Origin of the sequence: Pradoshia eiseniae (assembly GCF_002946355.1) — a bacterium.
In the GTDB taxonomy this organism is placed as follows: domain Bacteria; phylum Bacillota; class Bacilli; order Bacillales; family Pradoshiaceae; genus Pradoshia; species Pradoshia eiseniae.
This window is the reverse complement of sequence record NZ_PKOZ01000012.1, coordinates 27,749-40,210: the sequence shown is the minus strand read 5'-3', so window position 1 is coordinate 40,210 and position 12,462 is coordinate 27,749. Positions and strand designations below refer to the sequence as shown.

The following is a 12,462-nucleotide window of genomic DNA, read 5'->3' as shown; positions in this document are numbered from 1 at the left end:
AGGTCACCTGCACCATAGAAAGGTTGATGCATCATGAAGATTATGCAAGGTTCACTCCCGTTGCAGGAAAAAGAAATGCGTCGTTCTGTTTACAAGTTGTATGAGGAAGTTTTCCCTTGTTATTTCTCCGATGCTGTTATTAAAGAACTTAAGAAGAACCGTGTTCTCGCATTGCCGGACGCGAACTCACATGGGGGCACCTTAAAAGGGGCCTTTGAGATCATGGCTTGCCTTCAAACGATTACTATTATTCTTGAGGAGCGCAAGACAAGCGAAGAAGCGATTGGGCTGTTCAACAGGAATTCACGGATGCTTAACGAGCTTGGCGTGTTCTTCCCATTAAATCATGAGCAATTCTTTATGGATGACAAACAATTGGAATTGCCATTGCAGCCTGCACAGGCAGCCAATGTGTATCTAATCTAGACCAAGTTTCAAAGCCCATTTCCAAATGCAACGGGGATGGGCTTTTTCATGTTTTAGCCATGAAGCTAACCTATATGTATACTATCACTATCGGGCCTTTAGATAAAATGACCAAAGGCGGTTTTTTAAAGATGCTCTATTCCTTGAAGAAAAAGTATATGTCTAAAAGAGGAGTCTTGTACATATATGTAGGATAATTACGATTAGCTGGAGGATGAGATGCCTGAAAGAAAATTCACAGTGAAGCCGTCCTTAACGACTAGAGGCTTATCGCCAGAGAATCAGGAAACCCCGCTGGAATACCTGCAGACAGATGCTATGAATAATTATCAGTTCTTCCGGCGTAATCATTTTGATTATCCTTCCTTAAATCAAGCGAATTATCGTTTGCTTTTTGGCGGTTTGATAAAGCGTCCGCTAAGCCTGTCTTTGCAGGACCTCTCTCGCTTTCCTGCCAAAACATTGAAGGTCGCGCTCGAGTGTGCAGGGAATAAAAGGGGGCATTTTGAACCAAAAACATATGGAGAGCAATGGGGTAAGGGGGCCATTAGCCAAGGATATTGGCGAGGAGTACCTTTAGCCCATATTCTTGATCTTACTGGGTTCAGCAGTCATGCGGCAGAGGTTGTGGTGAAGGGGTATGATCATGGGGTAAGAAAGGGCTCAGAGAAAAACGAAACTTATGCCCGGAGTTTGCCGCTTGAGAAAGCTCTTCATTTGGATACGATAATCGCCTTTGAATACAATGGGCAGCCGCTTTCCTATAAGCATGGTTATCCATTGAGGCTGATTGTCCCTGGATGGTATGCAATGGCCTCCGTTAAATGGGTGAGACAGATCAGCGTGATAGGCACATCTTTTAAGGGAGCATTTCAAACAAATGATTATATGTATTATCCTAGTCAGGAAACAGATGAGGGGGCCTTTCCCGTTACCGAACTGAATGTCAACTCTACTATACAAACTCCGCTCGATATGGAAGTGCTTGATGGCAGCAGGCATTGCATTAGGGGGATTGCCTGGACAGGAAAAGGGATGATTACACGTGTAGAAATCAGTTTGGACAATGGGGAAAGCTGGCTCGATGCGGATTTCCATCCACCCGCCTCATCATATGAGTGGGTCTCATGGCAATATGTATGGAATCCAGGCAAGTCTGGAGAGTATTCAATCCTCTCCAGGGCGACAGACTCAATTGGGAGGACCCAAGTGCGGAAGGCATTTTGGAACCGGAAAGGATATGGATATAATGCGATGGATCACGTGAGGGTGTTCGTTTATTAGCAAAAGAGGCAGGGGGAATAATCCTGCCTCTTTATCTATATCTATTTGTTTGCCTGGAACCATTCTTCAAATTCTTCCTTCGGCTGTTCTCCAACAATCCGGCTTGTTTCCTTGCCGTTTTCATATTTCACGAGAGTAGGGGTAGACTGGATGTTAAATTCATTCCAGCCATTCTCATATTCAAGCAAATTATATTGATACACATGCTTGTCCATTTCCTCTGCTACAGGCATAAGAACCGGTGTAGTATTCATGCAATGAATACATTCAGGGCTGAAGTAGTAGACAATGATGGACTCCTCTTCTTCTAATTTCTGATCAAGCTCATCTGGGGTGATAATGTTTTGATAATTCTCATCATCGAGTAAATCAATGGTGGAAGATTTCAAATCATCCGTGCCATACGGGTTACCAGCAGTTTGCTCTGCCTTCTGCTGGTTCGTAAGAATGGCGATGACAGCGAAAATTAAAATCACAACAGCGGAGAAGATAAATACTTTTTTCATTTTGACTCCCCTTTATTTGTTTTCAAAACGTAGATGCTGCAGACCAATATAATGACGAAGGCTATTAGCGCAAGCATTGGGATGGTTATGAAACCAAACCAGTTGATATAGTCGCCCGTACATGGAATTCGTCCGCAAGAAGCTGCTTTGTCCGTGAAAAATGGAACCTTCTGAATGAGTACATGGTAGGTGGATATGCATGCGCCTATTAATGATAGAACAGTTGAATAGATCGCGATTTCATAATCCTTCTTAATGATGGCGATGGCCAAGATGATGGTGAACGGATACATGAGTATTCGCTGATACCAGCAAAGTGAGCAAGGTTCATACCCTTTGATTTCAGAAAAATACAAGCTGCCCAACGTTGCGATCAATCCGGCAGCGAATGCCAAAAATAACGCATTTTCACGATTGATTATTTTTTTCATGGGATACCGCCTTCTAGTCTCTTTCTCAAATTATAGTATGATATCATAATATTGTAAAAAGAAATACTCTTTCAACACGTGTCAAAAAACATGAAGAGAGCATGACGAGAGGTTGTGAATTCCATTATTGAAGCCAGTCTGTAAGCGCTTCAAGAGCATTGGATAAGAAGCCGGCCTATCTTTTAAATGAAAGGAGCAGGAAATTGAGCAAACAATGGTGGAAGAATGCAGTTGTTTATCAAATTTATCCGAGAAGTTTTATGGACTCTAATGGGGATGGGATTGGAGATATCCCAGGGATTACCTCAAAGCTTGACTACTTAGCTGAATTAGGAGTGGAGGTCATATGGCTATCACCAGTCTATCAATCTCCTAATGATGATAATGGATATGATATAAGTGATTATCGTGCCATCATGGATGAGTTCGGCACGATGGATGATTGGGAGCGGATGCTTGAGGAAATGCATAAGCGTGGCATCAGGCTCGTAATGGACCTTGTCGTTAACCATAGCTCAGATGAACATCCTTGGTTCGTGGAAGCAAGGAAATCAAAGGATAATCCTTATCGTGACTATTATGTTTGGCGTGATGGAAAGGATGGCAGGGAGCCAAATAACTGGGAGTCCTTCTTCAGCGGCTCTGTATGGGAATATAATGAGCCAACCGGGGACTATTATTTACACTTGTTCTCCAAGAAGCAGCCTGACTTGAATTGGGAGAATGAGACAGTTCGCGCTGAGGTATACGATTTAATGAAGTTCTGGCTTGATAAAGGTGTAGATGGCTTCAGGATGGATGTCATCAACATGATTTCCAAAGTGCCAGGTCTGCCGGATGGGAATGTAAGGCCGGGATTCGATTATGCTTCTGGCGCCCAGTACTATATGAATGGTCCAAGAGTGCATGAATTCCTTCAAGAGATGAATGAGCAGGTTCTCTCACATTATGACATCATGACAGTCGGTGAGACAGGCGGAGTGACGCCGGAGCACGGAATTTTATATACGAGCCCGGAGCGGAAGGAACTCAATATGATTTTCCAATTCGAGCATATGGATGTCGATTCTGGACCGCTAGGAAAATGGGATGTGACTCCGCTTGATTTGGTGCGTTTAAAGAAAATCCTCGCCAAATGGCAAATTGAGCTCCATGGCCGTGGCTGGAACAGTCTGTATTGGGACAACCATGACCAGCCAAGAGTTGTTTCCCGTTTTGGGGATGATGGCAAATACCGGGTCGAATCGGCGAAAATGTTAGCAACTTGCCTCCATTTCATGCAGGGAACGCCATATATATACCAAGGGGAAGAAATCGGCATGACGAATGTCCAATTCCCGTCCATTGAAGATTACCGGGATATCGAGACAATCAATATGTACAACGAGCGAATCGCCAACGGCGATGATCTGAATGAGATAATGAAGGGGATATATGCAAAGGGTCGTGATAATGCACGGACACCAATGCAATGGGATGGCAGCGACAATGGCGGGTTTACGGATGGTGAGCCATGGATAGCTGTGAATCCGAATTATCGTGAAATCAATGTGAATCAGGCTTTAGAGGATAAGAACTCCATTTTCTATTATTACAAGGAACTGATTGCCATGAGGAAAAGGCTGCCAATCATGGTGGAGGGAAGCTTTGAGTTAATTCATGAGGAAAGCACATCTCTATTTGCTTATATGAGGCACTACGAGGACGAAACCCTACTCGTACTGAATAATTTCACGGCATCGGAACAGGTGGCTGAGTGGCCTGAAAGCTTGAAGGGACTTGAAGCGGAGAAGCTGATTGGCAATTATGCGGATGAAAAGAAAGAAGCGACTGATGGCGTCATTTGGCTGCGCCCTTGGGAAACGGTCGTGTATCGCTTTAAGAAATAAGATGATAGAGGTGAAGTGAACGAAGGTAGGTTCACTTCGCCTCTTTTTTAATTTAAGCAGCTTCTAGATAGCTGGCTGAAAACTTATGTTAGATAAATAAGCTGTATTTCACTTAAATGCACGCTTAGCATGTCCGCTATATATATTCAGCAAAGAGCAGCTTTTGAGATTTTAGAAGGGAAATATCGGATTTGATTCTTGTGTAAGTACATATATATCAGCGTTATAGATGAACTGGGTTCTAGTGTTGCGGATGACAATGAGGTCTTTAAGACTTGCTGCCCTCGCTCATTCCAAATGGACACAAATCTCTTCTTCGCTTGGTTTACAGAAAAATTGAAAAGGGAAAATAAACAGGTAATAGTGATATGTCGGCTAAGGTGGAAGAAGGAGTGAAGGTTCATGAGTGAAGAGTTAGATTTAACGAAATTTGAGCATCGGCTAGAAATTAGGCAGACCGAGCATAAGGATATTGATGAAATCATTCGGCTTCAGTCTGTTTGTTTTCCAGGGATGGAGCCTTGGAAGAGGGAGCATTTAGAAAGCCATTTAGAGATTTTTCCTGAGGGCCAATTTTGTGCAGAGCTTAACGGAGAGATCATTGGCTCCTGTTCGAGCTTGATTATCAATTTTGATGAATATGATGACCGCCATACATGGTCTGATATTACCGATGACGGATATATTACGAACCATAATCCGGATGGATATAATTTATACGGAATCGAAGTGATGGTTCATCCTAAATACCGGAAGATGAAGGTTGGCTACCGCTTGTATGAGGAACGGAAGGAACTTGCTCGCAGATTGAATTTAAAGAGCATTATTATCGGGGGTCGCATCCCGAACTATCATCAATATGCGGATGAAATGAGACCGAGAGAATATGTAGAGCAAGTGCGTTTACATAAAATATATGATCCAGTCTTATCATTCCAGCTCTTAAATGAGTTTACATTAATGCGTATTAATCCGAATTATTTAGAGGATGATTTGGCTTCGCGGAAATATGCGACATTAATGGAATGGAATAATGTGGACTATCATCCGCAAACAAAACGTTTCTATAAGACAGCCCATCCAGTAAGAATTTGTGTCGTACAATACATGATGAGGAAAATAACATCATTCGAGGATTTTGCGAGTCAGGTAGAATACTTCGTGGATGTGGCGGCGGATGCGGAATCTGATTTTGCGGTTTTCCCGGAAATCATGACCACGCAGCTTATGTCCTTTCTAAATGAAAAATCACCAAGTCAGGCTGTACGCAAGGTGACAGAATTTACAGAGCCGTATATCCAATTGTTCACGACGCTAGCTGTCCGCTATAACATCAACATCATTGGCGGGTCTCACTTTGTGAAGGAAGAGGATGAAAATATTTATAACATCGCTTATCTGTTCAGAAGAGACGGCACTATCGAGAAGCAGTATAAGCTTCATATCACACCGAATGAGCGGAAATGGTGGGGAATCAGTGCAGGGGACGAGGTCAATGTCTTTGATACGGACTGCGGGAAAATTTCCATGCTCATATGCTATGACATCGAATTTCCTGAGCTGGCCCGGATAGCGACAGATAAGGGTGCGAATATTATCTTTACCCCGTTTTGTACGGAGGACCGCCAGGGTTATTTACGTGTCCGCTATTGTTCCCAGGCGAGAGCAGTGGAAAACCAAGTATACACCGTTATCGCTGGAACGGTCGGCAATCTGCCGCAAACGGAAAATATGGATATCCAGTATGCTCAATCAGCCATATTTGCTCCATCTGATTTTGAATTTGCACGTGATGGGATTGTTGGAGAAACAAATGCCAATATTGAAATGGTCTTGATTGGGGATGTCGATTTAGAAATCCTAAGAAGGCAGCGCCTATCCGGGACTGTTCGCCAGCTTAAGGATAGGCGGAAGGATCTGTATCAGGTCAAGTATAATGGGTGACTGAAAAATGGAATATTTTTAAATAGTCGATATTTCTAAATAATATACAATTTGAGTGTATTTTTTAGTAATATTAAAGGTATATTACAAGTTGTACTATTTGGGAGGAATTGACCAATATGGATTGGAAAGCAACCTATAAAAAATGGAATGATTATCTGGATTTAGATAAAGAGCTGCAAGAGAAATTAACGGCTCTTGCAGATGATGAAAAGGCTTTAGAAGATGCTTTTTACAAAAACCTTGAGTTCGGTACTGGCGGTATGCGCGGTGAGATTGGTGTCGGTACAAATCGCATGAATATTTATACCATCCGTAAAGCTACCCAAGGCTTCGCTTCCTATATCGGAGAGCTTGGAGAGGAAGCGAAAAAACGCGGTGTTGTCATTGCTTATGATTCCAGACATAAATCCCCGGAATTCGCGATGGAAGCTGCGAAAACGTTAGCGACGAATGGCATTCAGGCATTCGTGTTTGACAGCCTTCGCCCTACTCCAGAATTATCCTTCGCGGTCCGCCATCTAAATGCAGCAGGCGGTATTGTCATTACAGCGAGTCATAATCCTCCTGAATACAATGGCTACAAAGTATACAATGAAGATGGAGGACAGCTTCCACCTCTTGATGCTGACCGTTTGATTGATATGGTCAATGCCATTGAAAATGAATTGGCCATCAAAGTAGAGGACGAGCTATCCTTACAGGATAAAGGCTTAATCAAAATCATCGGACCAGAGGTCGATGACGCGTATAATGAGAAAGTATTAACAATCTCTGAACAGCCTAATTTGGCAAACGAAGTGGATGTGCATGTTGTCTTCACGCCGCTTCACGGTACAGCTAACCTTTCTGTCCGCCGTGCCCTTGCTGACCTTGGCTATAAGAATGTTGAAGTCGTAAAAGAGCAAGAGCTTCCAGACCCTGAATTCTCGACTGTCTCTTCACCAAACCCTGAAGAGCACGCGGCGTTCGAACTTGCCATCCAAAAGGGCAAGGAAACGAATGCGGATATCCTGGTTGGAACAGACCCGGATGCTGACCGTGTTGGTATCGCTGTTAAGAATGAGTCCGGTGAGTATACCGTATTAACGGGGAATCAGACAGGCGCTTTGTTCCTTGATTATATTCTTTCCCAAAAGAAAGAAAAAGGTGAGCTACCAGCTAATGGGATTGTCTTCAAAACAATCGTAACATCTGAATTTGGGCGTGAAATTGCCTCGAGCTATGGCATGAAGACAGAGGATGTCTTGACTGGCTTCAAATTCATTGGTGAGAAAATCAAGCAGTATGAGGAATCAGGGGAGTATAAATTCCTCTTCGGCTATGAGGAAAGCTATGGTTCCTTGATTAAGGACTTTGCCCGTGATAAAGATGCGGTACAAGCAGCAGTCATGGCGGTTGAAATTTGCGCTCATTACAAACGCCAAGGAAAAACCGTTTATGAGGCACTGCAAGACCTTTATAAGAAGCATGGCTACTATCTAGAAGGCATGCGTTCCTTGACGCTGAAAGGAAAAGAAGGTGCTGAGAAAATCCAGCATATTCTAGCCCAATTCAGAAGCACGCCACTTGATTCTTTGGCAGGTGTAAATGTAACAGCTGTAGAGGATTATAAAGAAAGCGTGAGAAAAGAAATCGGTACAGATACGACTCAAGAAATTCATCTGCCGAAATCCAATGTTATCAAGTATTTCTTTGAGGATGAATCATGGGTCTGCCTGCGTCCATCTGGAACAGAGCCGAAGATCAAATTCTACTTCGCAGTGAAGGATGAAAGTAAACAAGGAAGCGAGAAGAAGCTTCAACAATTCATGAATGAAATGATGGAGAAAGTCGAACAAATCTAAAATAACGAAAAGGAGAGCTGGCGACTTAGTCATCAGCTCTCCTTTTTTTCTTGTCTCATTGTTAGCTTTTAACCGTATAATTTTCCCACCACAGAAAAAAATAACGATAACTAGAATGTTTGGTTTGCCCATTCCTCCTCATAAGGAAGGAAGCTAGCGTGGTCAATGTATTGCAAAAGGTCGGTCAGCGTCTTCTCGATGGACCGATAATCCTTCGAGAAGTGATAGGCATGCAAGAAGTGTTCAATCTTCTTGGATAAAAAGTGGTCATGCGTACGGACCATCAAAATGAGAAGATTATCCCATTCCGAACGGTGCGTGTAATACAATGCCCGGTCATAATCAACCTTGTTCAATGTAATCACTCTCCTTCATGTCGAGGAGTTATAAATAGTTTGTTCAAAGGGACCGTTTTATCACCCTGTAAAAGTTGGGGTGTTTGTTAAATGAGAAACCTGATATAAGGAGGGTATAGAATGCCATGCTGCGAAGGACCATGCTTTTAAGTATTTATGTCTATTTCTTTATTGGTTCCTATGCCATGGCAGATTCTCCTTATACATATAATGATTTGGAGCATGACTTGGTGTTACTTCATGAGCGATATCCAGAGAAAATTTTTTACGGTTCTATAGGGAAGACAAGCTACGGCCGTCAGATTTATGCATTAAGAATCGGAAATGGCGAGAAAGCTATCCTGCTTAGCGGTGCCCATCATGCAAGGGAATGGATGACCTCTATGCTTTTGATGAAGATGGCGACTGTTTATGCAGGCGAAATAGAGAAAGAACCCCTGCTTGAGAAAGGGGCAATTTGGATTGTGCCAATGGTCAATCCTGATGGAGTCAGCATCCAGCAGGGAGATTTTCGCGGGATCCCATGGAAAGACCGAATCTCCTTATGGAGGATGAACCGTTTTTCCTTTTCGTTTACGAGATGGAAGGCAAACGGGCGAGGAGTGAATTTGAATCGTCAATATCCTGCAGGCTGGAAAGAGATGAAGACTGGTGTTGATCACCCCTCCTATCAATTCTATAAGGGAGCACACGCGATAAGTGAGGCTGAAACGAAAGCACTCGCTCGGTTCACGAAGTCCTTAAAGCCTGTTATCTCCGCGGCTTATCATAGTACAGGCCGGGAAATCTTCTGGCATTATCAAACAAGCGACCAGCAGAAAGAGCGTGACTATCGCCTGGCAAAAGCTGTCGCAGATAAGACAGGCTACCATCTTTCCCAGCCTGATAAGAATGCCGTGGGGTCAGGATTTACTGATTGGCTGATAGCTGAAATTAAGATTCCTGCTATGACCATTGAGATTGGAAAGGAACGAGTAAATACAGAGGTCCCTTTACGGGAATTTGAAGCAGAGTGGAAGGCAAATCGTGATATCGGCTGGCTTCTTCTTAAAGAGGCGCTGGACTCAGGGCAGAAATAACAAAGGCTTGCGTCATTTTTGGGCTATTCCTTCATACATTGATATAAGGACCAATAGTGGAGGTGGAACAAAAATGATAGCAGATGAATTTAAGGATTTGGAGTATGCCATAGATGAGATAACCGAAATTGCGCAAGGGTTTGGTCTTGATTTTTACCCGATGCGCTATGAGATTTGTCCGCCGGAGATCATTTATACCTTTGGTGCTTATGGAATGCCGACTCGTTATTCCCATTGGAGCTTTGGAAAACAATTTTTTAAGATGAAGCTGCATTATGATGTCGGCTTAAGTAAAATATATGAATTAGTAATCAACTCAAATCCATGCTATGCCTTCTTGCTCGACAGCAATTCCCTTATCCAAAATAAACTGATTGTTGCCCATGTGCTTGCTCACTGTGATTTCTTCAAGAACAATATCCGCTTTGTCAATACAAAACGCGATATGGTCGAAAGTATGGCTGCAACAGCGGAAAGGGTCAGGCAGTACGAAATTGAATACGGAAAGCTAGAGGTGGAAAAATTCCTTGACTCTGTCCTCTCAATAGAAGAGCATATTGACCCATCTCTATTAAGGCCAAAACTAAGCTGGTCAATGGATGAAGATGATGAGGATGAATCACCACATATTGTGACGCCATATGATGATCTTTGGGGCATAGATGAGCATAAGAAACCAGAAAAGAAAAAAAAGACGAAGAAATTCCCGCCAAAGCCTGAAAAAGATATCCTCCTGTTCATTGAGCAATACAGCCGAACACTGGAGAACTGGCAGCGTGATATCCTTACGATGATGCGCGAAGAAATGCTCTATTTTTGGCCACAGCTGGAGACAAAAATTATGAACGAAGGCTGGGCCAGCTTTTGGCACCAGCGCATCCTCCGCGAGCTCGACCTAACAAGCGGCGAATCGATTGAATTCGCAAAGCTAAATGCAGGGGTCGTGCAGCCGTCAAAGACAGGAATTAATCCGTACTACCTCGGTATCAAAATCTTTGAGGACATCGAGGAACGCTATAATAACCCAACAGAGGAAATGAAAAGGCGTGGCGTCATGCCAAACTCAGGCCGCGAAAAAATGTTCGAGGTCCGCGAAATCGAATCCGATATTTCCTTCCTCCGCAATTACCTCACGAAGGATTTGGTTATGCGCGAGGACATGTATCTCTTCCAGAAGAAGGGCCGCGACTACAAGATTGTCGACAAGGACTGGAAATCCGTCCGTGATCAGCTCGTCAGTATGCGCGTCAATGGAGGCTTCCCTTACATCACGGTCACTGATGGGGATTACCTCAAGAACGGTGAGCTGTACTTGAAGCATTGGTTTGAGGATATTGAGCTAGATGTGAAGTACCTCGAAAAAGTCTTGCCTCATCTGCATTATTTATGGGGGCGGACGGTGCATATTGAAACGATCCTTGAGGGCAAGGAGATTGTGTTTAATTATGATGGGAAGAGTGTGAATCGGAAGTATTTATAAGAGATGAGGAGAAGCCAAGAGAAATTGGCTTCTTTTTTTGGCCAAAGTATAGCCTTTAGGGGGTGTCTGCTTCAGTTTATATGCTAAGCGGATAATAAAACCTATGTTTAATACATAAAGGCAATGAAGAATAAGGAATTTCGAAGAGGATTCACAATTGATGCATGTAGAAAGGGAGTCCACCTTGATGGGATCCTTCTTGGGGGAAAATAAGCCTTTGCAAAGATGTCTCATATGTCGGATAGAAGAGGGAAACAAACAATTCGTGAAGGATGAGCGTATCCTCTTCACTGACTGTGTAGACGACGGAGGAGTTACCTTTGACTGCCAAGGCGCTTTTTTCGCCTTTTTCTCCTACCCAAAGCACGATGGTTTGGTTACGTCCACGGTTATCTTCGATTTTCACTTCATAGTCAGGATCGCCTAATTCAACCGTGCCTTCCATTTTCTCGGCTCGGTCGATGACCCCTTGAAAGGCCTCGAGCGTGGATAAATCGTTCGGCTCCCACTCTTCCAGTCTACCACTATACTCTTCATAATTTCCTGGCTGTGAAACAATGATTCCTTCCAGTGTCCGTTCTTTCATCAGGTCCTTCTGGGCTAAGCACCCTTCTAAGCCCATCGAGAACAACGAGCCTAAAATGATGGCCAGTACACCGCTTTTCATCGTACATCTTCCTTTCTATGAAGAAGAGGTTATTCGTTTATTAATTATATTGTTAAGTTTATTGAGAAATGAATGGCCTCTTTTAAAAGGCTGTTTTCGTAAAGATTGTTGCTTTTGAATAAAAAGGGAAGCTGCTATCCATTTTCTGTACAATTGCATTTAGAGTGCCTTCTTGAACAAACGGGGCAGTTTATTTAAAGAAGAAGTAGTCATTTTTGTATATCTTTTATGAGGTCATGATGGTTATCATTGCAGAGCATTTTTTATAAAACCTCTGTAAAATGACTCTTTAAATTTAATCGGGATGTCCCTTCATTAAGTTTTGTTGAAAAAACGCAAGTCTTAACAGACTAACATAAGATTTTCTGATGGAATACTAATTATTCAAATAAAAATCTAATTGCGAATGAGAACCATTATTAATATTTATTATTAAAAGAACAGCCTATTATGTTAGTGCAATCAACAATCATTCTCAATTAGATTTTTATTTTCTCAATTAGATTGACTTTCGATTATAGGGTTGCTATGCTTGGATTAAAGAACGGATTAC

General features: G+C 42.7%; 11 protein-coding genes. 7 read left to right on the top strand and 4 right to left on the bottom strand.

What is annotated here, in order from left to right:
* Nucleotides 1-33 precede the first annotated feature (33 nt).
* On the top strand, nt 34-426 hold the full coding sequence (locus CYL18_RS15405; RefSeq protein ID WP_104850419.1) for a DUF5365 family protein: 393 nt from the start codon (nt 34-36) through the stop codon (nt 424-426).
* Nucleotides 427-645: 219 nt separating this feature from the next.
* Nucleotides 646-1,710 carry a sulfite oxidase gene (locus tag CYL18_RS15400; protein WP_104850418.1) on the top strand — a complete coding sequence of 355 codons (1,065 nt, stop codon included), beginning with the start codon at nt 646-648 and terminating at the stop codon, nt 1,708-1,710.
* Between the two features lie 41 nt (nt 1,711-1,751).
* Here CYL18_RS15400 and CYL18_RS15395 read toward each other — a convergent pair whose 3' ends face one another.
* On the bottom strand, nt 1,752-2,216 hold the full coding sequence (locus CYL18_RS15395) for a thioredoxin family protein (protein WP_104850417.1): 465 nt from the start codon (nt 2,214-2,216) through the stop codon (nt 1,752-1,754).
* Nucleotides 2,213-2,647: a disulfide oxidoreductase gene (locus CYL18_RS15390; protein ID WP_104850416.1), complete on the bottom strand. Its 435-nt coding sequence runs from the start codon at nt 2,645-2,647 to the stop codon at nt 2,213-2,215. The genes CYL18_RS15395 and CYL18_RS15390 overlap by 4 nt, the downstream gene beginning before the upstream one ends.
* Before the next feature lie 203 nt (nt 2,648-2,850).
* Between CYL18_RS15390 and CYL18_RS15385 the strand changes: the two genes are divergently transcribed.
* The 3 genes from CYL18_RS15385 to CYL18_RS15375 all read left to right on the top strand — a co-directional run bounded on the left by CYL18_RS15385 (nt 2,851) and on the right by CYL18_RS15375 (nt 8,327).
* Nucleotides 2,851-4,536, top strand: coding sequence for a glycoside hydrolase family 13 protein (locus CYL18_RS15385; RefSeq protein WP_104850415.1), 1,686 nt, complete (start codon nt 2,851-2,853; stop codon nt 4,534-4,536).
* Between the two features lie 402 nt (nt 4,537-4,938).
* On the top strand, nt 4,939-6,480 hold the full coding sequence (locus CYL18_RS15380; protein WP_104850414.1) for a bifunctional GNAT family N-acetyltransferase/carbon-nitrogen hydrolase family protein: 1,542 nt from the start codon (nt 4,939-4,941) through the stop codon (nt 6,478-6,480).
* 119 nt (nt 6,481-6,599) lie between these two features.
* Nucleotides 6,600-8,327 carry a phospho-sugar mutase gene (locus CYL18_RS15375; RefSeq protein WP_104850413.1) on the top strand — a complete coding sequence of 576 codons (1,728 nt, stop codon included), beginning with the start codon at nt 6,600-6,602 and terminating at the stop codon, nt 8,325-8,327.
* A 110-nt stretch (nt 8,328-8,437) separates the two neighbouring features.
* On the opposite strand, the gene CYL18_RS15370 is transcribed toward CYL18_RS15375, so the two are convergent.
* Nucleotides 8,438-8,683: a YhdB family protein gene (locus CYL18_RS15370; protein ID WP_104850412.1), complete on the bottom strand. Its 246-nt coding sequence runs from the start codon at nt 8,681-8,683 to the stop codon at nt 8,438-8,440.
* Nucleotides 8,684-8,808: 125 nt separating this feature from the next.
* Between CYL18_RS15370 and CYL18_RS15365 the strand changes: the two genes are divergently transcribed.
* A complete protein-coding gene (locus CYL18_RS15365) occupies nt 8,809-9,762 on the top strand; it encodes a M14 family zinc carboxypeptidase (RefSeq protein ID WP_104850411.1) in 954 nt (317 codons plus the stop codon).
* 73 nt (nt 9,763-9,835) lie between these two features.
* The gene (locus tag CYL18_RS15360) at nt 9,836-11,242 is read left to right on the top strand and encodes a SpoVR family protein (protein ID WP_104850410.1); all 1,407 of its coding nucleotides are present in this window, start codon (nt 9,836-9,838) and stop codon (nt 11,240-11,242) included.
* Between the two features lie 151 nt (nt 11,243-11,393).
* Here CYL18_RS15360 and CYL18_RS15355 read toward each other — a convergent pair whose 3' ends face one another.
* Complete coding sequence (locus CYL18_RS15355) at nt 11,394-11,909, bottom strand: hypothetical protein (protein ID WP_104850409.1); 516 nt, start codon at nt 11,907-11,909, stop codon at nt 11,394-11,396.
* Between the last annotated feature and the right edge of the window lie 553 nt (nt 11,910-12,462).